24 protein-coding genes and 1 riboswitch are annotated in these 25,045 nt (G+C 36.4%); of the genes, 22 read left to right on the top strand and 2 right to left on the bottom strand.

Annotated elements, in window-relative coordinates; translation table 11 throughout:
• Window positions 1–85: 85 nt before the first annotated feature.
• From rpmG to IGJ55_RS12620, 4 genes are all read left to right on the top strand, one after another.
• Window positions 86–235 (top strand): 50S ribosomal protein L33, encoded by a 150-nt coding sequence (gene rpmG / locus IGJ55_RS12635; RefSeq protein WP_002296119.1) that lies wholly within the window; start codon window positions 86–88, stop codon window positions 233–235.
• Window positions 236–483: 248 nt separating this feature from the next.
• A complete protein-coding gene (locus IGJ55_RS12630) occupies window positions 484–1,401 on the top strand; it encodes a hypothetical protein (protein WP_069640882.1) in 918 nt (305 codons plus the stop codon).
• Between the two features lie 95 nt (window positions 1,402–1,496).
• Window positions 1,497–2,258 carry an alpha/beta fold hydrolase gene (locus IGJ55_RS12625; protein WP_069640883.1) on the top strand — a complete coding sequence of 254 codons (762 nt, stop codon included), beginning with the start codon at window positions 1,497–1,499 and terminating at the stop codon, window positions 2,256–2,258.
• A 349-nt stretch (window positions 2,259–2,607) separates the two neighbouring features.
• A complete protein-coding gene (locus tag IGJ55_RS12620) occupies window positions 2,608–3,000 on the top strand; it encodes a DUF4809 family protein (protein ID WP_207121592.1) in 393 nt (130 codons plus the stop codon).
• A 181-nt stretch (window positions 3,001–3,181) separates the two neighbouring features.
• Here IGJ55_RS12620 and IGJ55_RS12615 read toward each other — a convergent pair whose 3' ends face one another.
• Window positions 3,182–3,679, bottom strand: a complete 498-nt coding sequence (locus tag IGJ55_RS12615; RefSeq protein ID WP_429948938.1) for a DUF4303 domain-containing protein — start codon at window positions 3,677–3,679, stop codon at window positions 3,182–3,184.
• Between the two features lie 251 nt (window positions 3,680–3,930).
• A riboswitch (M-box (ykoK) riboswitch) is annotated at window positions 3,931–4,100 on the top strand.
• A gap of 150 nt (window positions 4,101–4,250) precedes the next feature.
• Here IGJ55_RS12615 and IGJ55_RS12610 point away from each other — a divergent pair.
• The 16 genes from IGJ55_RS12610 to IGJ55_RS12535 all read left to right on the top strand — a co-directional run bounded on the left by IGJ55_RS12610 (window position 4,251) and on the right by IGJ55_RS12535 (window position 21,917).
• Entirely contained in the window at window positions 4,251–5,165 is a 915-nt protein-coding gene (locus tag IGJ55_RS12610; protein WP_069640886.1) for an LCP family protein, read from the top strand.
• 168 nt (window positions 5,166–5,333) lie between these two features.
• Window positions 5,334–6,668 carry an FAD-dependent oxidoreductase gene (locus IGJ55_RS12605; protein ID WP_207121593.1) on the top strand — a complete coding sequence of 445 codons (1,335 nt, stop codon included), beginning with the start codon at window positions 5,334–5,336 and terminating at the stop codon, window positions 6,666–6,668.
• Window positions 6,658–8,130 (top strand): helix-turn-helix domain-containing protein, encoded by a 1,473-nt coding sequence (locus tag IGJ55_RS12600; RefSeq protein WP_430606594.1) that lies wholly within the window; start codon window positions 6,658–6,660, stop codon window positions 8,128–8,130. Before IGJ55_RS12605 ends, IGJ55_RS12600 begins: the two co-directional genes overlap by 11 nt.
• A gap of 313 nt (window positions 8,131–8,443) precedes the next feature.
• Window positions 8,444–9,952 carry a glycerol kinase GlpK gene (gene glpK, locus IGJ55_RS12595; protein WP_069640890.1) on the top strand — a complete coding sequence of 503 codons (1,509 nt, stop codon included), beginning with the start codon at window positions 8,444–8,446 and terminating at the stop codon, window positions 9,950–9,952.
• Between the two features lie 17 nt (window positions 9,953–9,969).
• Entirely contained in the window at window positions 9,970–11,805 is a 1,836-nt protein-coding gene (glpO, locus tag IGJ55_RS12590) for a type 1 glycerol-3-phosphate oxidase (RefSeq protein ID WP_430606593.1), read from the top strand.
• Between the two features lies 1 nt (window position 11,806).
• The gene (locus tag IGJ55_RS12585) at window positions 11,807–12,526 is read left to right on the top strand and encodes an MIP/aquaporin family protein (protein ID WP_069640892.1); all 720 of its coding nucleotides are present in this window, start codon (window positions 11,807–11,809) and stop codon (window positions 12,524–12,526) included.
• 280 nt (window positions 12,527–12,806) lie between these two features.
• Window positions 12,807–14,540: a Na/Pi cotransporter family protein gene (locus IGJ55_RS12580; RefSeq protein WP_430606592.1), complete on the top strand. Its 1,734-nt coding sequence runs from the start codon at window positions 12,807–12,809 to the stop codon at window positions 14,538–14,540.
• A gap of 290 nt (window positions 14,541–14,830) precedes the next feature.
• A complete protein-coding gene (locus IGJ55_RS12575; protein WP_430606591.1) occupies window positions 14,831–15,763 on the top strand; it encodes an alpha/beta fold hydrolase in 933 nt (310 codons plus the stop codon).
• A gap of 223 nt (window positions 15,764–15,986) precedes the next feature.
• On the top strand, window positions 15,987–16,526 hold the full coding sequence (locus IGJ55_RS12570; protein WP_069640895.1) for a 5-formyltetrahydrofolate cyclo-ligase: 540 nt from the start codon (window positions 15,987–15,989) through the stop codon (window positions 16,524–16,526).
• Between the two features lie 9 nt (window positions 16,527–16,535).
• A complete protein-coding gene (locus IGJ55_RS12565; RefSeq protein ID WP_207121597.1) occupies window positions 16,536–17,246 on the top strand; it encodes a rhomboid family intramembrane serine protease in 711 nt (236 codons plus the stop codon).
• Window positions 17,247–17,263: 17 nt separating this feature from the next.
• A complete protein-coding gene (locus IGJ55_RS12560; RefSeq protein WP_069640897.1) occupies window positions 17,264–17,482 on the top strand; it encodes a YqgQ family protein in 219 nt (72 codons plus the stop codon).
• Complete coding sequence (locus IGJ55_RS12555) at window positions 17,483–18,454, top strand: ROK family glucokinase (protein WP_069640898.1); 972 nt, start codon at window positions 17,483–17,485, stop codon at window positions 18,452–18,454.
• A gap of 15 nt (window positions 18,455–18,469) precedes the next feature.
• On the top strand, window positions 18,470–18,868 hold the full coding sequence (locus IGJ55_RS12550; protein ID WP_069640899.1) for a rhodanese-like domain-containing protein: 399 nt from the start codon (window positions 18,470–18,472) through the stop codon (window positions 18,866–18,868).
• A gap of 137 nt (window positions 18,869–19,005) precedes the next feature.
• Entirely contained in the window at window positions 19,006–19,374 is a 369-nt protein-coding gene (locus IGJ55_RS12545; RefSeq protein ID WP_429948951.1) for a DUF488 domain-containing protein, read from the top strand.
• Between the two features lie 26 nt (window positions 19,375–19,400).
• The gene (locus IGJ55_RS12540) at window positions 19,401–21,239 is read left to right on the top strand and encodes an FAD/NAD(P)-binding protein (RefSeq protein WP_207121598.1); all 1,839 of its coding nucleotides are present in this window, start codon (window positions 19,401–19,403) and stop codon (window positions 21,237–21,239) included.
• Window positions 21,240–21,473: 234 nt separating this feature from the next.
• On the top strand, window positions 21,474–21,917 hold the full coding sequence (locus tag IGJ55_RS12535) for a hypothetical protein (RefSeq protein ID WP_429948953.1): 444 nt from the start codon (window positions 21,474–21,476) through the stop codon (window positions 21,915–21,917).
• Between the two features lie 467 nt (window positions 21,918–22,384).
• On the opposite strand, the gene IGJ55_RS12530 is transcribed toward IGJ55_RS12535, so the two are convergent.
• Window positions 22,385–22,552, bottom strand: coding sequence for a DUF3042 family protein (locus IGJ55_RS12530; RefSeq protein WP_010760505.1), 168 nt, complete (start codon window positions 22,550–22,552; stop codon window positions 22,385–22,387).
• A gap of 159 nt (window positions 22,553–22,711) precedes the next feature.
• Here IGJ55_RS12530 and IGJ55_RS12525 point away from each other — a divergent pair, with 159 nt between their 5' ends.
• Together IGJ55_RS12525 and galE are read left to right on the top strand one after the other, a co-directional pair.
• Window positions 22,712–23,872 carry a galactokinase gene (locus IGJ55_RS12525; protein WP_429948955.1) on the top strand — a complete coding sequence of 387 codons (1,161 nt, stop codon included), beginning with the start codon at window positions 22,712–22,714 and terminating at the stop codon, window positions 23,870–23,872.
• A gap of 58 nt (window positions 23,873–23,930) precedes the next feature.
• Complete coding sequence (gene galE, locus IGJ55_RS12520; RefSeq protein WP_069640903.1) at window positions 23,931–24,917, top strand: UDP-glucose 4-epimerase GalE; 987 nt, start codon at window positions 23,931–23,933, stop codon at window positions 24,915–24,917.
• Window positions 24,918–25,045: the final 128 nt, after the last annotated feature.

Below are 25,045 nucleotides of genomic sequence, written 5' to 3'. Positions count from 1 at the left end.
GTAGAAATTCGTAGATAAACATGATATGATATTTGAGGCTAAGAAATTCTTAGAAATACGAAATTAGATATAGGAGGGAAAACACATGCGCGTAAACATTACTTTAGAATGTACTTCTTGTAAAGAACGTAACTATCTTACAAGCAAAAATAAACGTAACAATCCTGATCGTTTGGAAAAACAAAAATATTGCCCACGTGAAAGAAAAGTTACTTTACACCGTGAAACTAAATAAGGTTTTTAACCTAAAAGCTTTGAATCCATATATAACAGGATTCAAAGCTTTTTTATTATTACTTTTATAGTAAAAAGGAAGAAAATATAAAAATAAACTTTTCTTTATGATAGAATTTATTTATACTGTTAATGATATGATTTGTTATTTAATGATTCCATCTCAAGAAATATTTAAGTTCTTGCTGATGTTTATGCAATGTCATTTATAGTGCAATGAGATCATGGTTTTGTTGGAGGAGTTTTTATATGAAAAAGAGTTTATTGGTCCTTGGTCTGCTATTTGTATTTCATCCTACTATTTGCTATGGAGAAGAAATTGGTGAGTTTACTCCTGAATTGAATTTTCAGGCTTCCTTTGATTTGACGAGTCGATATGCTCGAAAACAAATTCTAAATGGGGAGACAACAAGAATTAAGGCAAAGAAAGATGGCGTTTATTTGGAGTTTCCTTTTGAACATAGCCCGTATATGAGTTTTGCACGTTTTGTATTAAATGGGCCAGTTCATATTTATAGTGGTTTTATTGAAACTATTTTTTATCGAGAGAATATTAAAATCAGAGATATGTATTATGAGAATAACCCTGTTAAAACAGATAAAATTGGTCTTTACTCAACCGATCTCTGTTTTACTTCTGAAGAAGGCACGATTTATCATTATAAGAATGTGCCATACATTGTTTTCAGTGATAAACCTACTGTCTTTTTTTCAGAGATAAATTTTGCTAAAGAAAATTCTATAATATCTGGTGAAATCAAAATGCCAGCATCTAAAAATACCTATCAAATCGAACTTTTTTATACAGATAATGATGAATATCATTATCAAGAAACTTCTGCTGATAGAGAGGGCAATTTTATGTTCAAGTTAAATAGAGAAGCAATTGAAGGCAAACTGTATTTGCGGGCAAGTGATGGATTAGGTAATTATGCAGATGCATGTGATATTGAACGGCAAGGGCGTACGACCTATCAAGTTTTGCCAGAAAATTTAAAAGTGATTGAGGCGAGTTATAAGAAGATGAAAAAGGAGAAGTCTCTCTTAGCACTGGTTAAGATTATTTTCCTTAGATTTTTAGGAATATTTGTTACTATTTTAATATTATTACGCTTAAGAGTTATTTTAAAAAGGCATAGAAGAAAAAAATATAATAAAAACAGATGATATAATTTTTTCGAATAAACAAAAGGTGATGGTCTATTTTAGTTTGAGGTGTATACTTAGATAAATAAATGAGTACATTTTTAGGAGTGAGTAGGATGAAAATTAGTATTAGACATCGCTATATCAAAAAAATTCCATTACTGGAAGTTGTTTTAGAAGAGAAGAAAAGTGATGCTTTACCACTTGTCATTTATTATCACGGCTGGCAGTCAGCAAAAGAGTTATCTCTGACTCAAGCTAGGAAGTTGGCAAGAAAAGGAATCCGTGTGATTTTACCTGATGCAATGAATCATGGGGAACGAAAATCGGGCCCTATTTCATCGATTCCTTCAGTGACATTTTGGTCTAGTATTCAATACAATATTATTGAATTTGTTCAGTTAGTGCGTCATTTTGAGAAACAAAAGCTGATCGAAGATGGAAAAATTGGCGTAGGTGGTGTGTCAATGGGAGGGATCACAACCAGTGCTTTATTGACTCAGCATCCAGAAATCAGTGTTGCTGCTTGTATGATGGGGACACCAGCGCCTTTGCGTTATGTTGAACGGGTAATGGAGCGTTCAGTTGAAATGGATTTTTTTGTGCCGCAAGATTTACCCCTATTACTTAGTTGGGTAGTAAATTATGATCTTTCAAAAGCACCTGAAAAGCTGGCACAACGTCCTGTCCTATTTTGGCATGGAACGGATGACCCTAAAATTCCTTATGAAGATACAGCGGACTTTTATCAAATGATTGAAGCGGAACCTTATGCTGAAAATAGTCAGTTTATTGTAGGTGAAGGTGAGGGGCATTTGGTCAAGGGAGAAATGATGGATGTCGTAGCAGCATTTTTTGAAAGAGAATTAAAAAAGTAATAGGAAGACCTTGTGTTTTAGAAGTGCACACATCTTATTGAGAGAAGAAGATGTCGATTAAATTTCTAAGAAAATGTGCTCGAGTATGGCAGCTCCTATAAGTTACTTTTTTTTACGGTTTAATTGTATGTAGTAGATTACCTATATTTATACAAAAGAAATATAAAATAACTATAAATGATTTGATCGTTATAATGACCTGAATATATGGATTTTTGTAGGAATTTATCACTTTACTTTGTCGTATTAAATAGCAAAGTGGAAAAACTAAATTTGTTTTTCATGATGTCTTCATCTTTGATATAATAGTCAAAGAAGGAATAGAAGCTGTAGGAGAGGAGCAGTAAAAATGAAAAAAGCAACAATTACTAAAACAGTTGATTTATTAGACGGAGGTTGTAATGTTTGCGGGATAATTGAAAATGAAAACTATACATTAATAATAGATGAAAAGTCTATTCTGTTAGATGAGCTGACTGTCAATTCACTTGTTACTGCGATTGCCTTAAATAATGGTTATAAACGAGAATATGAGATAGACGTTCTCGATGATTATACGTTATATAAAAAAGAGGATTATCAAGTCAGAATGAAAGAGGAGTATGATTTTTTAACCTATGCAAACGAAACAATCAAAATTGAAACAAAAGATCAAATTTTAGATAAAAAGGAATTAATCACAAAGGTGAATGAAATAACGACTAGACTTTTTGGAATCGAAGAGTTAATGCTTTGTTTTTAGAAGAGGTTTAGTATAGTAAGAGCAAATATTGTTTAGATAAAGAGAGTTACAAATGTCGGCTTACGTTAAAGAGAGCGAGCAGAAACAAGAATTTTCTTATCTTTGAGCGCTAAAACGCCTCTTCCTAAAGTAGGCATTTTTGAAAAGAGCCCAAGAATAAAATCTGCTGCTCGCTTTTTGATCAATTTAATTGGAAATAGTCAGATGTTGTTAATTTTTCAAAGCGTTCTTGCGAGTCAGCTGCTTCTTCATCATGATCGTAAACTAATACTTTAAAATCAGCTGCTTTAGGAATACGTTCAAAGGTGTCGCTATCAACTAGCAAAATGAGTTGTTGACTAATCCATTCAAGAACCATTTCAATGGCTTGTGGATCTTCCACCCAATCATCGAATAGGTGAAGAGAAGCAAATTGTTGGTCTTCATCCCAATCCTTTGCATTATATTTCATCTCTTGTAATTGTTGGTCAGTGTATCCTTTAGTTGCATAATAGTCAGTTGTGTCTTGCCAAAGCTCAACAGTATTAAGGTATACGTTGATTTCGCCTTCTTCATGAATATTACAAACTAAGGCAAATGCATAGTAGGTTTCATCAGAATGATCGAGTAAAAAGTTATCGATACTATCTGTTAAAAAATTAAAAAAGAATGCTTGTTGTTTTTCTAAAAAATTTTCCATGGTATCCTCCAAGTATCTGTCTTTTAAACATTGAAACAGATAACGCAAAGAATGTCTATCTAAAATTTGAATTTAAAGAGGATAAACGAATTTTTAAGAAAGGGTAAAGATTACTCTTAAAAAAAATTTATTCTTCTAGCCCCCAGCTACGTTGTAGCAATGATAACGGGGTAGCGGACTTATTATCCTAAAGGTTTCAGGTAGAATTTAATTTGACTTTGTGATTGGATACGCTTATAGTTTAAAATGAATTAAATACTTGTTAGGTGAGGCTCCTATATAAACACAGGCTACTGCTCAGAAATGTCGAAAGACTGGCACGGGTAGGACAAAATTCGTCGAATTAAGGCGTGTTTCAAAGTAGCTAAAAGCAATGCTTTTTACGTTATATAGTGCTAAAACTCCACGAAGAGATGATCTAGGTAATTTGTCGATACATGTTGTTTGTCATGTGTTTAAGAGACTGTAATCTAATCCCTTCGCTGAGTTTTCTTGGTGAAGTTTTTTTCTTTTAGTCAAGAAAATAGTTGAGCTAGCCCATCTAACGCTGATGTCTAGAAAGGAATGTACAATGAAAAAATCTGTAAAAATAATGATCATTAGCTTGCTATCGGTTTTGCTAATCGTTGTGAGTGCAGGCTGTTATGCAGCAGTATCATTTCAAACAGCCAAAGAAGAGAGTGAAGCAAAACTACCTACTAAAAACCAAAATTTTACTGGTGACGAACAAACAAGTGATAAGGAATTAACCGTGATGATCGTTGGGAATGATTCTAGAGATGATGATGAAGATCAAGGTCGTTCGGATACCTTGATGGTCGCACATTATGATGGAAAAACGAAGCAACCCAAATTGATTTCAATCATGAGAGATAGCTATGTAACATTTCCCGATGGTGGACAAGACAAGATCAATGCAGCTTATGCATATGGCGGGGCTCAAATGACCAAGGATGTACTAAAAAATAATTTTGATTTACCAATCAATTATTATGTGGTCATGGATTTTAAAGAGTTCAGTGATATTATTGATGAGCTTTATCCTAAGGGTGTCACGATCGAAGCTGAAAAAGATATCAATTTAGATGGTGTGGATATTTTTAAAGGTGAGCAAACATTACATGGTAATAGTTTATTGCAGTATGCGCGTTTTAGGATGGATGAAGAAGGCGATTTCGGCCGTATCAGACGTCAGCAGCAAGTGATGGATGCGCTAGTTGAACAATCAAAGGATTTGATTCCGATTTGGGAATTGCCTCAAGTAGCAGGGAAAATGGTTGGGAAAATCGATACGAATGTACCGACCAGCCTTTTGATCGATTTAGCAAAAGATTTTTTAACTGGCAAGGTTAAACCTTTAAAATCATTATCCGTTCCAGTCGAAGGATCATGGCAATTTAACGATTATACAGATTCTGGCAGCGTGATCGAGTTAGATGAACAGCAAAATGCTGAAGCGATCAAAGCGTTTATGAAAGACAATTAACACATAGCTGGAAAATTAAAATGACCTGTTGACTCTGGAGTAGAATAGAGCAAACAGGTCATTTTTTATTAAAAAATCAACACAAATCAGCGTATGTCTATACGTTTAGGTCAAGCGTATGCTATCCTTTAAGAAAACGTTTTACTTATACAGAAAGAAGGTCTTATTGTGAAAATCGTCATCATTGGGGCTTCTTTTGCAGGAGTGTCGGCCGCTGTGGCAATCAGAAAAAAACACCCTGCAGCTGAAATTCATTTAATTGAAAAGCAAGCAACGATTGGCTATCTACCTGGCGGCATCAATCTTTATTTTAATGAAACGATCGATCCTATTGAAAAAGCGCAATTTATTTCGGAGCAACAACTAGAAGAATGGGGCATTTCTTTACTACTAAGTGCAAAAGTAATTAGCATAGATTCAAAACAACATATTGTTAAATACATGGAAAAAGAAAAAGAATGTGTGATGTCGTTCGATAAATTAATTTTAGCAACAGGTTCTAGTCAATGGGCTCAGAATATTCCGGGGAGTGATTCGGAGAAAGTGTTAAAATATAAATTTTTATCTGGTGTGTTAAAGGCGATTGAGCAATTACAAAACAGTGATAAAGTAGCCGTAATCGGTGGGGGACAAATTGGCGGAGAAGCGGCAGATACGCTTTTAAAGATGGGTAAAGCAGTTCATCTTTTTGAGCGTATGGATTACTTATTGTTTAAATATTTTGATGAAGAAATGATTAGACCGGTCCAAGAAGAAATGACCAACCGCGGTGTCGTGTTTCATTTCGATGAAACTGTTGCAAAGATAACAGATGGAGATGAGGGGCTTATGATCGAAACCAAAAAATCCCAGTTGTTATGTGATAGTGCAATTTTTGCCATGAATGTGCGCCCAGACTTAGCTTATTTGGATGGTCAGATTAAAATGCATACGGATCAGACAGTTTTTGTGGATGAGTACTTACAAACTTCTCATGTGGATATTTTTGCAATAGGCGACTGCATTCAGGTACCTTATAGTCTGTCAGATGAGTCCTTTTATATTCCCTTAGTCAACAATGCAGTTAGGACAGGATTAGTCGTGGCTGAAAATCTAATGCAACCTACAAGACCATTTGTTGGTTCGATTCGAACGATTGGAACAAAACTTGTTGATTATTACATAGCAAGTACTGGACTGACGGAAGCAGAAGGTTCTTTTCATGATCAGCCTATTTCTACAGCACATGTACAGCAAAAAGGTTCGTTATTTTCGGGAAGTGAAACGATTTACGGAAAAATTATTTTTGAAAAGGAAAGTCACAAGGTTTTAGGGGCACAGCTGGTTTCAAAAGCCGATATATTAGAGAAAATCAATACGTTAGCAATGAGTATTCAAATGGAGCAAACACTTGAGGAACTTTATCAGAAAGATTTTTTATATCATCCTTATTATTCAAATGTTCTCGATATCACGAATCAGTTAGGCTTAGAAGGTTTGTGGAGTGAAGCGGATGAAAATTGAAGAATTATTAGATAAAAAAGAAGCAAGAGAAGTTGAGATTTTAAAAAAGGTGATTTTAGCAGGCGGACGAATCACTGATATTGAATTGTTGGATCATTTAGGTGTTTCAAAGGCTTCTTTTGAAAGTGATTTAAAAGAACTAGCCTATCATTTAAAACCATATGAAAATAAATGCTCGCTATTTTATGATGGACAATGGGTGGTCGTTCAGATGTCAGACCAGTTTTCTATAAGTCAAGTCTTGGACGATTATCTTCGTGCCTCAATCAAATTTGAACTGATCGATTATTTATTCCATTATCGTGAATTTACAATCGCTCAGTTGACCACGAAGTTTATGACCAGTGAGTCTTCATTATTTCGAAAAATTAAAGAGCTAAACCAACTATTAAAGGAGTTTGGTCTTAAAATCCGCAATGGTCAGTTAAAAGGGGAAGAACTACAAATACGTTATTTTTACTTTCAAGTCTATTGGTTTTTAACGCCATATGAAGTTCATCAAGAAAAAACACTGACGGTTCAAAATGCTAGAATTATCGAATCTTTAGAAAAAGCGTTGAATCTTTCATTTGAAGAGCATGGTCGCTTAAAAATCAGTTTATGGCTGACAATCAGTAAAAAACGAATCGTAGTGCAACACAAAATATTTAAAGAATTGTCTAGTAAAAGTCAGTTATATGAACAGGACCCCTTTTTTAAAATAGTTCGTTCTTTTGTTTTACGCTTTTTTAGTCGCTATCCATTAGAAATCGATGAAGAAGAGGGCTTACTTCATTTTATTTTTTTAACAAGCATGTCAGTGTTGACAGAAACGGATTTTGCTGACTATAGTTTGATTCGAGGGCGACGGACACCAACATCTTTGGCGGATACGTTTGTGTTGGAACACGTGATTTTATATTATCGTCCACAAAAATTTTTTCCAGCATTAGAGAAAAAGATTTTTTATTATTTTTCTCAAATTCATAGTCGTTTGTACTTTTTTAAGGGTGAATTGGAACTGTTTGATCGAGAAAATATTTGGCAAAAAGAACAAAACTTTTCTAGTTATCAATTAGCAGACTTCTCACATGTACTTTTGGAGAAAAGTTTGGAATATTTTGATGAAAGTTATGAAGAGGGCAATAGTTTACATGAATGGTCATTAGTAACATATTTAAGCGTTTTAGCAATCATTGATTTTGAGATTGTTGGTGAAACATGGATCGGTATTGACTTGAAAATGGATCATTTGTATAAAGAAGTGCTGACACAAGTATTAGTTTTGAGTTTGAAAAATTTGAATGGGTTAACAATAGAGGAATATGATTCAAAAAAAAAGTATGATTTGATTATTACAAATGTTAGTAAGCCGAATGCTTATCGTTCTGTAAAAGAGGTTTATGTGTTGTCCGAATTAGGTTCGACCTATGATATCAATCAAATTAGAATGAAAATTCGAGCGTTGCGTCATAAAAAATAAATTCGTTTAAAAGGACCAAAAACAAAATGCTGGTTGATTTTGTTCTTGGTTCTTTGTTGCTAAAAGAGCGATCCACGGAAAAACTTTCAATTATTTTGGAAATAAAAAAAAAAATGACGTTTTTAAGAAAGCATTTGCGATTATGATGAATACATAGGATATAAAGCGTTTACAAAAATGCTGGCTTTACGAGCTAACCTCTCGGAAAAAAGATAAAAATGGAGTGAGGCAAAGAACACCTCAATCAATTTTTCCTATTTTTCAGTCGAGGTAAGACGAGCTCGTTCAGCTTTAAAATTAGGAGGAATCATCAATGACAGAGCAAAAGTACATCATGGCGATCGACCAAGGGACAACGAGTTCAAGAGCAATTATTTTTGACAAAAAAGGGAATAATATTGGTAGTTCACAAAAAGAGTTTACACAAATTTTTCCTAAGGCTGGTTGGGTAGAGCATAATGCAAATGAAATTTGGAATTCTGTTCAGTCTGTTATCGCGGGCGCATTGATTGAATCAGGAGTTAAACCTTCTGATATTGCAGGTATTGGTATTACGAACCAACGTGAAACGACCGTCGTTTGGGATAAGCAAACAGGTTTGCCGATCTATAATGCGATTGTATGGCAATCTCGACAATCCTCACCAATCGCTGATCAATTAAAAGAAGATGGACATGCGGACATGATTCATGAAAGAACTGGTTTGATTATTGATGCTTATTTTTCAGCAACAAAGATTCGCTGGATTTTAGATAATGTTGAAGGAGCCCAAGCACGAGCTGAAAAAGGTGAACTGTTATTTGGAACCATTGATTCTTGGTTAGTGTGGAAGCTGACAGGTGGGGAAACGCACGTAACAGATTATTCTAATGCGAGTCGAACGATGCTATTTAATATCCATGATTTAGATTGGGATCAAGAGATTTTAGATATTTTAAACATTCCTCGTGTAATGTTACCAAAAGCCACATCAAATTCTGAAGTTTATGGACTGACAAAAAATTATCATTTTTATGGAAGTGAAATTCCCATCTCAGGTATGGCAGGTGACCAACAAGCAGCATTGTTTGGACAAATGGCTTTTGAACCTGGAATGGTCAAAAATACGTATGGCACAGGTTCATTTATTGTGATGAATACAGGAGAAAAACCACAGCTTTCTGATAACAATTTATTAACCACAGTAGGCTATGGTATCAATGGAAAAGTCTATTATGCTTTGGAAGGAAGTATTTTCGTAGCTGGTTCAGCGATTCAATGGCTGCGTGATGGTTTGAAGATGATTCAAACGGCTGCAGAATCAGAAGCTGTAGCAAATGAATCACATAATAAAAATGAAGTTTATGTCGTACCAGCATTTACAGGTTTGGGGGCACCTTATTGGGACTCAGATGCAAGAGGTGCTGTGTTCGGTTTAACCCGTGGAACAACCAGAGAAGATTTTGTAAAAGCAACACTGCAATCTGTCGCTTATCAAGTGCGGGATATCATTGATACGATGCAAAAAGATACAGGTATCGCTATTCCCATCTTAAAAGTAGATGGAGGCGCCGCTAATAATGATTTATTGATGCAATTCCAAGCAGATATTTTAAATACGTCTGTTCAAAAAGCCCAAAATTTGGAAACAACAGCCTTAGGCGCAGCCTTTTTAGCAGGTTTAGCGGTTGGCTTTTGGAAAGATCTTGATGAATTAAAAGCGTTCTACGAAGATGGCCAAGTGTTTGAAGCGAAAATGTCTGATGAAGAACGTGATGATTTATACGAAGGCTGGCAACAAGCTGTCGCTGCCACACAAATGTTCAAACATAAATCAAAATAAAGGAAGAAGTGAGTGGTATGTCATTTTCAATTAAAAACAGACAAGCATCCATTGAAAAGATGAAGTCTGAAGAATTAGATTTATTGATCATTGGCGGTGGTATTACAGGTGCGGGTGTTGCCTTACAAGCTAGTGCTGCTGGCATGAAAACAGGGTTGATCGAAATGCAGGACTTTGCGGAAGGAACCTCTTCACGCTCGACGAAATTAGTCCATGGCGGGATTCGTTATTTGAAAAATTTTGATGTAGAAGTTGTTGCAGATACAGTTCAAGAGCGGGCAGTTGTTCAAGCCATTGCACCTCATATTCCAAAGCCTGATCCAATGCTATTACCAATTTATGATGAGCCAAAAGCAACATTCAATATGTTTTCGGTCAAAGTGGCAATGGATCTTTATGACCGCCTAGCAAATGTTATCGGCACTAAATATGAGAATTATACACTGACCAAAGAGGAAGTATTAGAAAGAGAACCTCAGTTGAAAAGTGAAGGTTTACAAGGTGGCGGCGTCTATCTAGATTTTAGAAATAATGATGCTCGTCTTGTCATCGAAAATATCAAGCGTGCTGCAACAGATGGTGGGTTGATGGTCAGTAAAGTTAAAGCGGTAGGCTTTATTCAAAATGCTCAAGGCAAAATCGTTGGGGTAAAAGCAGAAGATCTACTGACTGGTGAACAATTTGACATCAAAGCGAAAGTTGTTATCAATACGACAGGGCCTTGGTCCGATAAAGTTCGTGGTTTGGATGCGAAAGAGAAGCTAGTGCCGCAAATGCGTCCGACAAAAGGGGTCCATCTTGTGGTAGATAGTAGCAAATTGTATGTCCCACAACCAACTTATTTTGATACAGGTAAACACGATGGGCGGATGGTCTTCGTTGTTCCTAGAGAAAAGAAAACCTATTTTGGCACGACGGATACAGATTATACTGGAGATTATGAACATCCTACTGTTACGCAAAAAGATGTCGATTATTTGTTAGAAATCGTCAATAGTCATTATCCTAAAGCAAATGTGACGATCGATGACATCGAAGCAAGCTGGGCGGGACTTAGACCGTTGATTTCAGAAAATGGCGGCTCAGATTACAACGGCGGTAATAATGGCAAAGTCTCCGATGAAAGTTTCGATCAAGTAATTGATATCGTTGATAAGTATAAACATCAGCAAGCAACCCGTTTTGATGTGGAAAATGTCTTGAATCACTTAGAAGATTCACTGGCTGAAAGTAAAGAAAATCCTTCTGCAGTTTCTCGTGGTAGTTTGTTAGAACGCTCAGATGATGGTTTGTTGACCTTATCTGGTGGTAAAATTACCGATTACCGTAAGATGGCTGAGGGTGCTTTGAAAGAAATTCAACGTATTTTGAAAGAAGAATTTGATTGTGTATTTGAGTTGATCGATTCTAAAACATATCCTGTTTCTGGAGGAAATCTTGATGCAGCAAACGTGGAGACAGAATTAAATAATCTTGCCACAATTGGTTTGGAAAAAGGGTTGAGCCAAGATGCAGCAGAATATTTGGTTCATCTCTATGGTTCAAACGTGACTGAACTTTTTGAAAAAATCAAAGTAACTGAACCAGTAGCCGGTTTAAGTTTAGCTGAAACGTTAGCCTTACACTATGCTTTAGATAATGAGATGGTGCTGACACCAGCCGATTATCTTGTGCGTAGAACGAATCACTTGCTCTTTATGAGGGATACGCTCGATGAAGTCAAACAAGGCGTGATTTTAGAAATGAGTCATTATTATGAGTGGTCTAAAGAACAAAAAGAACACTATACACGTGAGTTAAATCAATTGATAGCAGAATCTGACTTGAGTACTTTGAAAGAAGGGGCGAAGTAACATGGATACTTCCAATATGACACAGATTTTCAGTGAATTTTTAGGGACAATGATTTTGATTCTTTTAGGTGATGGTGTTTGTGCGGCTGTTAATTTAAAGAAAAGTAAAGCTGAAGCTTCTGGCTGGATCGTGATTGCTTTTGGTTGGGCGATGGCTGTGACGATTGCTGTTTATGTTGCAGGGTACATGGGACCAGCGCACTTGAATCCAGCAGTGACGGTTGCAATGGCGATGACGGGTAGTTTTGACTGGAGTTTGGTTGTACCGTTTATCATTGCACAAGTATTAGGTGCGCTATTAGGTGCAGTTTTAGTGTGGTTAGCTTACTTACCTCACTGGCAGGTCACAAAAGATCAAGGTGCAATCTTGGGAACATTTGCCACAGGTCCAGCTATTCGAAATTATCCAGCGAATATGATCACTGAAGTGATTGGTACCTTTGTTTTAGTTTTAGGATTGCTGTCATTTTCACAACATAGTTTTACAGATGGGTTAAATCCATTGGTTGTGGGAGCGTTGATTTTATCAATTGGTTTGTCTTTAGGCGGCCCAACAGGATATGCGATCAATCCAGCGCGTGATTTCGGCCCTCGTTTAGCACATCAGTTATTGCCGATTTCGACTAAAGGTGATTCTGATTGGGGCTATTCCTGGGTTCCTATTGTTGGACCAGTTGTGGGAGCAGTTGTGGCTTCTGGCGTCTATATGATGATGGTTTGATTGTTTTCATATAAAACAACCTGACTAGTTGTTATTTTTACTTCAAGATTTAGGGAGATTTTAAGAGACTGGGGGTGACTCATAGAGTTGCGTCTTAGTCTCTTTATTTTGTTTTATACTACTATTAAGTTAGCTTCTGATTAATTTTTATGTGAAAGAGTTCAATATTCCATTTACAAAAGGCTTGATTTTTTGTACCCTTAAAAAGAAGTTGCTTTTTCTGATAGCTAAAGAGTACATGACCAGTCTATGATACTTCTAATATAAAGGAGGAACAAATGTGTCCTATCAAGAAATATTATTTCCTTTTCTCGGTGGATTAGGGATTTTTCTATTTGGTATGAAGTATATGGGGGATGGTCTGCAGAAGTCTGCGGGAGATTCGCTGCGGGAAATTTTAAATACGTTTACATCAACGCCGTTACGTTCAGTCTTAGCAGGATTGATCGTCACCGCTATTATTCAAAGTAGTTCAGGTACTACAGTACTTACGGTTGGTTTAGTTAGTGTTGGATTCATGACTTTACGCCAGGCAATTGGTGTCATTATGGGAGCTAATGTGGGAACCACAGTCACCGCATTTATCATTGGATTTAATTTAAGCTCTTATTCTTTACCGATCATTGGTGTGGGCTCGATCTTGCTTTTCTTTTCGAAAAGAGAGCGAGTCAATAATATTGGACAGATTTTATTTGGTTTCGGTTGTCTATTTTATGGACTGAAATTAATGGGTGAAGGCATGGCTCCCCTAAGCCAGTTACCGCAATTCGCAGATTTAATGGTGTATGTTTCTCATCATCCAGTTTTAGGAGTAGGAATCGGTACGCTCCTTACGATGGTGTTACAAAGTTCCAGTGCCACGATTGGTATTTTACAACAATTGTATAGTCAAGGAAGTATGGCAATTGAATCGGTTTTACCGATTCTGTTTGGCGATAATATTGGTACAACGATCACCGCTGTGATTGCTGCATTCGGCGTTAGTGTAGCTGCCAAGCGAACGGCAGCATCTCATGTTGTATTTAACCTAGTTGGTGCGATTATTTTCACAATACTATTAACTCCGTTTACAGCAGTGGTGGTTCGTATTTCTACTGTGCTAAATTTGAAACCAGCAATGCAGATTGCTGTAGCCCATGGATTGTTTAATGTATCTAATTTACTGATTCAATTTTGGTTTATCGATAAAATCGAGCTGCTTGTGCGCAAAATTATTCCTGGAAAAGACAAAAGCATTGATTTTAAGCCATCCAATTTGAATGAATCGATTATTCAAAACTCAGCTACTTTAGCTTTAAATCAGGCAAAAATAGAATTGCTGCAAATGGGTGAGTACGTCTTAGGTGCTTTTGAAGCAACGAAGGCTTATTATGAAAATCAAAATAGTATCGATATGGAAAATGCAAGTCAGTATGAAACGGCGATCAATGATACTGACAATCGTTTGACTGAATATTTAGTTCAGCTTTCAGCAACCGAATTAACCATTTCTGAAAGCCATGAGCAGACAATGATGTTAGAATTGACCAAAGACCTAGAACGAATCGGCGATCACTGCCGCAATATCATTCAAAATCTTAATGAAGCGATTCAACTTGAAAAGAAACAACAAGCAAAAGAGAAAAAAGCCGGTAAGGTTTCTGACCGTGACACCTTGATTTTATATGATGAAGATGTGGTAGATTTGTTTGAAAAAGTTCTGAAAAATATTCGAGATTCCTTGATTGTTTTTGAACAGGATGATAAAGAGATGGCTGAGCATATGCTGAGTCGAGAAGCACAAATTGATCAAATGGTTAAAATGCTCCGCAAAAAATATATTTCGATCATGAATAGTGGAAAAGGGCGTGCAGCAGATGGGGTCTTGTTTATTGATACTGCCTCCAATTTAGAACGTATGAGCGATCGAACGATTCATATTGCTAAATATGTTTTAGGTGAACGTTATGGAACAGAAGAAATCTCGGTGGATCAATCGGTCAATCCCTTGATTACTTTCCAGTCACAAAAATAAAAGAATCCTTTATGTCTTGTCTAGAAAGTCATAAAGGATTTTTTCGCTTAATCTATTTGTGAAATTGCTGGTGATTGAATGCTGTCAAGTATCAAAACTGTTTTTTTAGAATGCTTGATTTAGTTACACTAATGATCCAACCAATGTCAGAGTATCCGATTCGTTGTATTTTCATGTTTACTCTTTTCAAGTTAGCTTTAAAAGAATAATACTTAAAAAAGCCCATTTGACTATTTCATTTATTAAGAATACTTTATAATAGAAGGTATCAATTGAGAAGAGGGAAAAATATGGAACATAATACTTTTTTGTCATCAGATCAACAAACAACCAGTCATTTTATCTGTTGGAAACCTAAACAAAAAGCAATCGGAACGATTCAGATCATCCATGGAATGGCGGAATATATCGAACGCTATCATGATTTTGCTCTGTTTTTAAATAACTTAGGTTTTATAGTGGTCGGACATGATCACTTGGGACATGGTGCATCTGTTTCCGAGATAGAACCGAAACACGGTTATTTTGGCAAGGATGATCCTGTGACATTCATTTTAGAGGATATCGATCAAATCAAAGAATGGATCGAAACGAGCTATCCTGATTTGCCGCATTTTATGTTAGGACATAGCATGGGTTCTTTTGCATTACGCAATTATTTACAATTGTACAAAGCAGCTATTCATGGAGCTATTTTTATGGGAACAGGTCAAAAAGCGTCTATGTTGCCATTAGCTCTTTCTTTAACAAAAGGATTAAATAAAACCGCACCTGAAAAACAAAACAAATGGTTGGATAGAATGGCTTTTGGTAATTTTAGCAAACAATTTCCTGAAGCAAGTAGCTTCAACTGGCTAAGTAAAAATCAGGAAAATGTGAAACGCTATGAAGAGGACCCATTAACGGGCTTTACGTTTACAAACAATGGTTTTTATACTTTATTCCGTTTGGTTGATGGCGCAAATCGCAGCGGTTGGGCGAATAATATTGAACAAGACTTACCAATCTTAGTTATTAGCGGAGAACAAGATCCTGTAGGAGATTTTGGCAAGGGACCTAGACGGATCGCTAAAGAATTGAATGAGGCTGGAATAAAGGATGTTTCACTTGCTTTGTTCACCGATTTGCGTCATGAAATTTTATTGGAAGAGGAAAAGTTGGAGGTCTATAAAGCAATTACTAACTGGCTGCAAAAAAGACTACAATTCAAAGGAAAAGACTAGAAATCCGTTTGCTATTTTAGCAGTTTTTCTATAAACTACAGAGTAAGGTTAAAAAGATATAGGAGTTAAAATTAAAGCCAATTTATTGTGGGGATTTTTCAATCTAGCTTCTCGGGCGATTCTCTTAGAAAAACGCAAGATGGAAGGATATTGAACTCAGTTTTCCTTATTTTTCTGGTCGGAATCAATCCCAGCAAATATCTAAACTTAGGAGGGGTTTGTTGTGGAGAAGACACATTTAAGAAAATTAGGGTTAGCAAATTTGAAATGGCTCCATAAACAGTCTGAAGTAAAAGCAAAAAAGGAACAGGACATCAGTCAAGCGTTATTCAACGATTTTTATTGGAAGAAAGCCCAAACGATTGCTGTCACGAAACCATTAGATTTTGAATTTGATACTCATATTTTACTTGATCAAGGGTGGCAGGAAGGCAAACAAATAGTGATGCCGATCGCAGGGGCTAAACGTCAGTTAACGTTTCATTCAATAACCCCAGAAACTATTTTTAAAAAATCGCTATTTGGTGTTGAAGAGCCAGTAGCTGCGCCGGAAGTATCAGCTGAGGTAATTGATTTAGTTGTCGTGCCGGGAATCGTATTTACCCTTGAAGGTTTTCGAATTGGTTTTGGTGGTGGCTATTATGATCGCTTTTTAGAACAGTATCAGGGGGAAACGTGTAGTTTGGTATTTAGTGAACAGATCCAAGAAAACTGGCAGGTAGAGCCTTTCGATCTACCTGTGAAACGATTATTTATCAGCTAGGAGGAACACATGAATTATCAAACGCAAATGAAGATCAAAAGAATATTGAAGCAACCGTTGGTCACGTATATTTTATTAGGGATCACAACGATTGTTTTTTTAGGAACTGAAGTTTCCGGAGGTTCAACAGTCGGACAAGTATTAGTTGATTGGGGGGCGATGTCACGTCCACATATCTTTTATGGTCATCAATATTGGCGCTTTTTCACGCCTATGTTTCTTCATATCGGCTGGCTGCATTTTGTTATAAATATGGTGACGTTGTATTATGTTGGGTCACAAGTTGAGAGTATTTATGGTCATTGGCGTTATCTTGCAATTTATTTATTGAGTGGTGTGGCTGGAAATATTGTAAGCTTTACTTTTGGTACGCAAACAAGTATCTCAGCTGGAGCAAGTACATCTTTATTTGGATTGTTTGGTGCTTTTATTATTCTTGGACGTCATTTCCGAACGAATCCGGCTATCTCATTCATGGTTCAACGTTATGCAACGTTCATTGGAATCAACTTGATTTTTAATTTATTCAGTAGTTCTGTTGATATCATGGGGCACATCGGCGGTTTGATTGGCGGACTTTTAGTAGCATCTGCTCTAGCGGTTCCTGAGCGCTCGGAAGAGTTTAATATCCACGAACGAATCATAGCTGGAATTCTATTCGTATTTTTGTTAGGTGTTTTCTTAGTCTTGGGTTTTAAAAATTACAGTTTACTTGTATAATAAGGAAGTGCATTCAAATGGAAACGTTATATGATGTACAACAGTTATTTAAACAATTTGGCATTTACATTTATGTAGGTGCCAGAATTTATGATATCGAGTTGATGATGATTGAATTGAAAAACATTTATGAAGGTCACTTGATTGATAGAGACACTTATCTACACGCAAGAAGTATCTTGCAAAGAGAACACCGGATTGAAGAAAGCAGGACGACTGAGAAAGGAATCGAGTAAATGGATAAGAAATTGATCGGGATTGATTTAGGCGGAACAACGATCAAATTTGCGATTTTAACAACTGATGGAGATGTTCAGCAAAAATGGAGTATCGAAACTAATAGTCTAGATGAAGGCCGTCATATTGTGCCAGATATCATCGAATCAATCAATCACCGAATTTCTCTTTATGAGATGAAACAGGAAGATTTTATCGGAATCGGGATGGGCACCCCAGGCAGTGTAGACATAAAAAAAGGTACCGTAGTCGGTGCTTACAATCTTAACTGGACAAAAAAGCAAAATGTAAAAATACAAATCGAAGAGGCAACAGGAATTCCTTTTGTTTTAGATAATGATGCCAATGTAGCCGCTTTAGGTGAACGCTGGAAAGGTGCTGGAGAGAACAATCCTGATGTTGTTTTCATCACACTTGGAACAGGTGTTGGTGGCGGTATTATTGCTGAGGGCAATTTATTACATGGCGTTAACGGTTGTGCTGGCGAGATTGGTCACGTAACAGTTGATCCTGGTGGTTTTGAATGTACTTGCGGTAAACGTGGCTGCTTAGAAACTGTTTCTAGTGCAACGGGTGTTGTTCGGGTTGCACGTCATATGTCTGAAGAATATGCTGGAGATTCTCAGCTTAAACAAGCAATCGACGATGGGCAAGATGTGTCTAGCAAGGATGTTTTTGACTATGCGCAGGCAGAGGATGCATTTGCTTTGATGGTGGTTGATCGTGTCTGCTATTTCTTAGGTCTCGCTGTTGGGAATGTAAGCAACACTTTGAACCCTTCAAGCGTAGTAATCGGTGGCGGAGTATCTGCGGCTGGTGAATTTTTACGCAGCCGTGTTCAAAACTATTTTGAAGAATTTACTTTCCCAGAAGTTCGTAATAGTACCCAGGTCAAATTGGCTCAATTAGGAAATGAAGCTGGCGTCATTGGTGCTGCTTCACTAGCTTTACAATTCATGGAGAAAGTGTAAGAGAGGGATTTTGGAATGAACGTTTTATGGATTATCAACGGAATACTATTAGCAATATTATTAGCAATGGGGATCAATGAGCTATATCTTCGTATTATGGCAAAACGCTCAGCTAAAACCATTACAGAAGAAGAATTTAAAGAGGGGATGAGAAAAGCGCAAATCATTGATGTTCGTGAAAAAGACTCGTTCGATGCAGGCCATATCCTTGGTGCGCGCAGCATGCCTTACACAACGATCAAAACAACATTAAATTCACTTCGTAAAGATCAACCTGTTTATATTTATGATCAAAAAAAATCATTAAGTATTCGTACGGCAAATCAATTGCGTAAAAATGGCTATAAAGATCTTTATATTTTAAAGGGCGGCTATGAAGGCTGGACTGGTAAAACGAAAAAGAAAAATGCTTAACCAATAAAACACAGAGAGACAAACCTTGGTTCGAAAGCCGAACAATGCTTGTCTTTCTGTTTTTTTTTATCTATAGGATCATCATAAGTCGTTTCTTTTTTGATTAATTACGTTAAAATAAAGATGAGGTGATCAGAATGATTCAAATTAAACGAGCATATGAGCAAATAGCACCTACAGATGGGTATCGAGTTTTAGTCGATCGCTTATGGCCTAGAGGCGTGTCTAAAGAAAAAGAACATTTAGATTTATGGTTAAAAGAAATAGCGCCAAGTAATGAATTGCGTAAATGGTTTAATCATGAGGCTGATAAATTTCCTGTATTTAAGAAGAAATATCTAACTGAATTGCAATCTGATGAGACACAATCTGCACTTCAAGAACTTCTGGATATTACGAGAAAGTATCCTGTGATTACGCTAGTTTATAGTGCCAAAGATGAAAAATTTAATAATGCAGTAATCTTAAAAGAGCTGCTAGAAACAATACAGTCAGAAACTACATAATGATACAGGTTTGAAGGGAGGAAAAAATGAAAATTGCGATTGTTGGCGGTGGGCCTAGAGGCCTTTCAGTGTTAGAGCGAATAGTTGAATGGTCAAGAGGAGAGCAAGTAATACAGATTACGATGTTCGATCCCTATGGTCCAGGAGGCAAAATCTGGCGAGAAGATCAATCCTTATCTTTATTGATGAATTCGATCGCTGCTCATGTGACCTTATTTACAGATGAAACACTGAGTACAAAAGGACCTATAGCGAAAGGACCAAATCTTTATGAATGGGTACAAAGTGACGCTATTCCATTTATCAAAAATCATAATATTAAAAATAAATCAGCATTGCTAGAAGAGTGTGAGACCTTAGGACCGAATGATCATTGTACAAGGGTCCTTTATGGGGTATATCAAAAATGGTTTTATGAATATGTGCAGACTCGAATGACAGAACAAACATCTGTGAAATTCTTTAAAGATACTGTGCGAGCTGTAAAAATGCAAGATAATCAATTTTTAGTCTATACAAAATCAGTAGAGACTACAGTAGAGACCGTTATTCTAGCGTTAGGTCATCAAGAAAACGAATTAGTCGGAAATGAAAAAGAGCTAGCAACATATGCGAGTGAACATCGCTTGTTTTATGCCTCACCTAAAAATGCGGCTGATGCTTATCTTGAAGCAATAACGGAGAATACCTCAGTATTGCTTAGAGGGTTAGGCTTGGTCTTTTTTGATTATCTTACACTATTAACAAGTGATCGCGGGGGCATATTTGAAGAGTTGGATGGAAAATTGATTTATCGACCTTCGGGGAAGGAGCCTCGAATTATTGCGGGTTCTGGCAGAGGTATTCCTTATCATGCTAGGGGGCGTAATCAAAAAGGCTATGGCCAAGAATACCAACCCCGTTTTTTAAAGGAAAAGAGTCTCAATAAGATTAAACGTAAAGGCCATTTTTCTGCTGAACAATTTTTTGAACTTATGAAAAAAGAAGTTGAGTTTGCCTATTATTCCACCTTGATCGAGACTTCTTATCCTAACATAAATCAGCAACGATTTAATGAAGCATTTATTCGAACAAAAGGTGAGCAATCAGTTTTAGGAAGATATGGAATTAAGTCTAAAGATTTTTGGAACTGGTCGATGATTCAACAACCTGTACAACAAGTAGAAGATCATACAGATTTTCAGAAGCTTATCGTTGATTATTTACATCGTGATTTTTTGGAGGCACAGAAAGGAACGCTATTTGGACCTTTTGCAGCGGCTTTGGATAGTTTGAAGGATTTGCGTGATGAAGTTCGTTTTATGTTGGATCAAGAGTTGTTTTCAGATGAAGAGACCAAAAAATGGTTATGGGATTGGTTCACACCACTAAATTCATTTTTGTCGATCGGTCCCCCAGTTGAAAGAATTGAGGAGCTTCAAGCCTTGATCAACGCAGGAATTGTCACATTGATTGGACCAAAAATGAAGATAGAAACTGAGGCAGGCAGATTTGTTGGCTACTCTGATAGACGCCCCTTGAAAAAGTACAAAACACATTTTTTAATTGAAGCTAGACTACCAAAAACGGCGAATCAATTTAGCTTAAATCCTTTAGTACAGCAGCTTTTAAGCGATGAAATAGCGTGTCTGCATCAATTGAAACTAGCTTCAGGCAAAGAACATCAAACTGGTGCACTTTTAGTTGATCGAAAAACCAATCAAATACAGACAAAAACCGGTTCGATAATTGCTAAGTTATTTTGTTATGGTATTCCAACAGAGGGAATTCATTGGTTGACAGCAGCAACGGCTAGGCCGGGTACGGATGCTTGGAATTTGCGGGAGGCAGATGTAATTGCTAGTAAAATTTTTGAAGAAGAATAAGATAAAAACTGTTCGAAAGGTATACGACTTTTAGGGTATCAAATAAGCGATTTTTTTCAATTTCTAGAAATTTCGTATACATTAAGGCTAGTTAATTGGAAAAAGGAGTGTTTCTTATGACAGACTCAGAAGATTAAACGATAAAAACACCAGGTCGTCCAGAATTATTATTTTTTTTACTTTCCAATAATTTCTTTGGAATTTTTAGTTTCAGTAACAGCACTTTTGGGTGTTGTGTCAGAAGTCGAACTTTGTTGCTCTGACAAAGTAGATTGTGAGGTTAAGGGGTTATTCGCGCTATTTTCTGTTGATTTGGAAACTGGAGCACTTTGCTCAGGTGTCTCTTTCGTTGTTTCTACGTTTTTTTCAGAACTAGTTTGTAATGTTTTTGGCGTGGAGACTTTTTGCTCAGTTGTTTCAATAGTTGTATCAGTAGATGTGGACGTTTCATTTATCTCTTCAGAAGACGAAAGCTCTTTATCTGGACTTTGTGATCTGGCAACGCCTAAAATATCCGCTTCTAAGCCAGCTCCAATAACTGTATCACTTTTTTTAGGCTATGATGTCCCCATTTTCGTATACAATAAAGTTTTGTCCATCGAGATGGATGGTCGTTTTGTCTGCTCCTTGTGCAAAGGTTTATTTTGCCTGTGTAAGAAAAAGAACAGAAGCAAATAATACTGCTATGATAACGAATTGGGTCGTGTTTTTCATGTGTCTACTCCTTGTGATTTTCATTTTGTAGTTTAAGAAATGTAGTGTAACTATAAACTTCTATTTTGAAAAAACATGGATGGTCCAGTATTTGCTACCTAAAACTATTTATTGAGAAAAAGAAAGCGATCGCTAATTGGAATCAGATCAATAGTTGTTCGTTTTTAGTTATTCACCCCAGATAAACACTTTGTTTCGCATAAACTAACTCTTCGGAAAAAAGATAACCTGACTATGGAACAAGAAGCAGTCCATAGTCAGGTTATCTTTTTTCAAGAAAGCTAAACACTTTGTTTCGCTTTTCGTTGATCTAGCTACACACGTTAGATTTTTCGACGATAACGAGAATTAATTCACAGGGAAAACCTCCCTGCTAAAATTATTTCTCTTATATCGCTCAAAATCTGAGCAAACGTGTTTCGCTTTTCTTATTATCGAGAGATACGTTTACGCATGGCTTTTTTACGGTTTTCCTCGATCATATCTTCTTTTTCTTCGATTGGATCAAGAACCGTTTTTTTGATGGTAGCTGCAAAGCCAACGACTGCAGCGCATGTTACGGCTGTCCCTACAAGCATACCTGAAATAAATTTTTTCATATACATTCTCCTCTCTGTTATTTACACACTTCTATTATGAACTAAAGTAAGAAAAAAATCCAATAGAGTGAAATTTGTAATCGTTTTACAAAAAAACTTGTAAAAATTTAGTAAATGTTTTACAATATATTTACTAAAATGAATGAAGAGGTGACAAGGATGGAAAATGAATTAGAAGAACTATTTCATACACTTTTTGGAGTAGAGTCAAAAGATGTTTATTTTGCTCCTGGAAGAATCAATTTAATTGGAGAACATACCGATTATAATGGTGGCTATGTTTTTCCAGCAGCGATTACGATTGGAACATATGGTGTTGCTAGAAAACGTGAGGATCAAATGATTCGATTGTATTCAAAAAATTTTGCTGAATTAGGAATTATCGAACTTTCATTATCTGATTTAGCTTATAAAGATGAGGATGATTGGACAAATTACCCGAAAGGAATGATTCACTTTCTAATAGAGCAAGGGCATGTTATTGATCAGGGAATGGATATTCTTTTTTATGGCACAATTCCAAATGGAGCAGGACTTTCGTCATCAGCTTCAATCGAATTACTGACAGGTGTTATTCTAAATGATTTGTTTGATTTAAACGTTACAATGCTAGATTTAGTGATTATTGGGAAGCGCGTTGAAAATGATTTTATTGGCGTAAACTCAGGAATTATGGATCAATTTGCAATTGGTATGGGACAGCTAGATCATGCTATTTTATTAGATACAAATACCTTGGATTATGAAATGGTACCTGCAGAATTTGGAGAGTATGTAATTGCGATCATGAATACCAACAAACGTAGGGAATTAGCTGATTCGAAATACAATGAGCGTCGAGCTGAATGTGAAATGGCCTTGAGCCGTTTACAAACAGTACGATCAATTGAGTCATTGGGTGAATTAACTGAAGAATATTTTGAACAAAATAAAAATGTTATTGTAGATGAACGGTTGATTAGGAGAGCGAAACATGCAGTTACAGAAAACCAGCGGACGATCAAAGCAAAAAAAGCGCTAGTCAACAATGATTTAAGAAAGTTTGGGCAATTATTAAACGCGTCACATGCCTCTTTAAGAGATGATTATGAAGTGACAGGGATTGAACTAGATACATTAGTAGAAGCTGCTCAGAAGCAAACTGGCGTATTAGGTGCAAGAATGACTGGCGCTGGATTTGGTGGATGTGCAATTGCTTTGGTCAAAGAATCCGAATTCAATCGATTTACTAAACGGGTTGGAAAAGCTTATCAAGAAAAAATCGGGTATCCTGCAGATTTTTATATTGCTAACGTTGATGATGGCGCTAGAAAGTTGTAGAATGAACAAGATGAAAACGGTTAGTCATAGAGACTAGTCTAATAAGGAGGTAGGAAACATGTCAATTTTAGTATTAGGTGGAGCAGGTTACATTGGTTCTCATGCAGTGGATCAACTGATTAATAAAGGCTATACAGTAGCCGTTATAGATAATCTTCAAACAGGCCACAAACAGGCGATTCATGACAAGGCAATCTTTTACGAAGGGGATATCAGGGACAAAATGTTTATGCAGGAAGTTTTTACCAAAGAATCAGTTGAAGGTGTGATTCATTTTGCAGCAAGTTCATTGGTGGGGGAATCGGTAGAAAAACCATTGCTGTATTTTAATAATAATGTATATGGAACTCAAATCGTACTGGAAGTCATGGAAGAATTTGGTGTAAAAAATATTGTTTTTTCTTCCACAGCAGCCACATATGGAGAACCAAAAGAAATGCCGATCGTAGAAACAATGGCAACTCATCCGGAAAATCCTTATGGGGAAAGTAAATTAATGATGGAAAGAATGATGAAGTGGTGCGATAAAGCTTATGGAATACGCTATGTTGCGTTACGCTATTTCAATGTAGCAGGGGCAAAATCAGATGCTTCAATTGGAGAAGATCATGTTCCAGAAACGCATCTGATCCCGATCATTTTGCAAACGGCATTAGGACAAAGAGAGTATCTGGGGATATACGGCGATGATTATGACACACCTGACGGAACGTGCATTCGTGATTATGTATATATAGAAGATTTAATTGCGGCTCATATTGCGGCTTTGGATTATTTACAAAAAGGCAATAAAAGCAATATCTTCAATTTAGGTAGTAATAATGGTTATTCAGTTAAAGAAATGTTGGAGGCCGCGCGCGAAGTGACGGGCAAAGAAATACCTGCTAAAGTATTACCTCGCCGTTCAGGTGATCCAAGTAAATTGGTTGCTTCAAGTGAAAAAGCTAAAATGACTCTAGCTTGGGAGCCCCAAATCACAGATATCAAACAAATTATTAAAACTGCCTGGGACTGGCATATCAGCCATCCAAAAGGGTATGAATAATTCTGTCAAAGCGAAATAGAGTGACGGTATAGTGTCTATAAAGAAGATAAATAAGTTTGTAATAACAAGCGCTATAAACTTATTTTTCTATTTTTCTACGAGACAGAATGAGCTCATTTCGCTTTTAA

This window comes from Enterococcus sp. AZ170 (assembly GCF_050545135.1).
Taxonomy (GTDB): Bacteria; Bacillota; Bacilli; order Lactobacillales; family Enterococcaceae; genus Enterococcus_L; species Enterococcus_L ureilyticus.
The sequence above is the reverse complement of the archived record's forward strand: the minus strand, read 5'-3'. Positions and strand labels throughout refer to the sequence as shown.

Bases quoted from the DNA above. Each gene is read 5' to 3' on its own strand.
- rpmG (WP_002296119.1), top strand. From the start codon at position 86: ATGCGCGTAAACATTACTTTAGAATGTACTTCTTGTAAAGAACGTAAC.
- IGJ55_RS12630 (WP_069640882.1), top strand. From the start codon at position 484: ATGAAAAAGAGTTTATTGGTCCTTGGTCTGCTATTTGTATTTCATCCT.
- IGJ55_RS12625 (WP_069640883.1), top strand. From the start codon at position 1,497: ATGAAAATTAGTATTAGACATCGCTATATCAAAAAAATTCCATTACTG.
- IGJ55_RS12620 (WP_207121592.1), top strand. From the start codon at position 2,608: ATGAAAAAAGCAACAATTACTAAAACAGTTGATTTATTAGACGGAGGT.
- IGJ55_RS12615 (WP_429948938.1), bottom strand. From the start codon at position 3,679: ATGGAAAATTTTTTAGAAAAACAACAAGCATTCTTTTTTAATTTTTTA.
- IGJ55_RS12610 (WP_069640886.1), top strand. From the start codon at position 4,251: ATGAAAAAATCTGTAAAAATAATGATCATTAGCTTGCTATCGGTTTTG.
- IGJ55_RS12600 (WP_430606594.1), top strand. From the start codon at position 6,658: ATGAAAATTGAAGAATTATTAGATAAAAAAGAAGCAAGAGAAGTTGAG.
- glpK (WP_069640890.1), top strand. From the start codon at position 8,444: ATGACAGAGCAAAAGTACATCATGGCGATCGACCAAGGGACAACGAGT.
- glpO (WP_430606593.1), top strand. From the start codon at position 9,970: ATGTCATTTTCAATTAAAAACAGACAAGCATCCATTGAAAAGATGAAG.
- IGJ55_RS12585 (WP_069640892.1), top strand. From the start codon at position 11,807: ATGGATACTTCCAATATGACACAGATTTTCAGTGAATTTTTAGGGACA.
- IGJ55_RS12575 (WP_430606591.1), top strand. From the start codon at position 14,831: ATGGAACATAATACTTTTTTGTCATCAGATCAACAAACAACCAGTCAT.
- IGJ55_RS12565 (WP_207121597.1), top strand. From the start codon at position 16,536: ATGAATTATCAAACGCAAATGAAGATCAAAAGAATATTGAAGCAACCG.
- IGJ55_RS12560 (WP_069640897.1), top strand. From the start codon at position 17,264: ATGGAAACGTTATATGATGTACAACAGTTATTTAAACAATTTGGCATT.
- IGJ55_RS12555 (WP_069640898.1), top strand. From the start codon at position 17,483: ATGGATAAGAAATTGATCGGGATTGATTTAGGCGGAACAACGATCAAA.
- IGJ55_RS12550 (WP_069640899.1), top strand. From the start codon at position 18,470: ATGAACGTTTTATGGATTATCAACGGAATACTATTAGCAATATTATTA.
- IGJ55_RS12545 (WP_429948951.1), top strand. From the start codon at position 19,006: ATGATTCAAATTAAACGAGCATATGAGCAAATAGCACCTACAGATGGG.
- IGJ55_RS12540 (WP_207121598.1), top strand. From the start codon at position 19,401: ATGAAAATTGCGATTGTTGGCGGTGGGCCTAGAGGCCTTTCAGTGTTA.
- IGJ55_RS12530 (WP_010760505.1), bottom strand. From the start codon at position 22,552: ATGAAAAAATTTATTTCAGGTATGCTTGTAGGGACAGCCGTAACATGC.
- IGJ55_RS12525 (WP_429948955.1), top strand. From the start codon at position 22,712: ATGGAAAATGAATTAGAAGAACTATTTCATACACTTTTTGGAGTAGAG.
- galE (WP_069640903.1), top strand. From the start codon at position 23,931: ATGTCAATTTTAGTATTAGGTGGAGCAGGTTACATTGGTTCTCATGCA.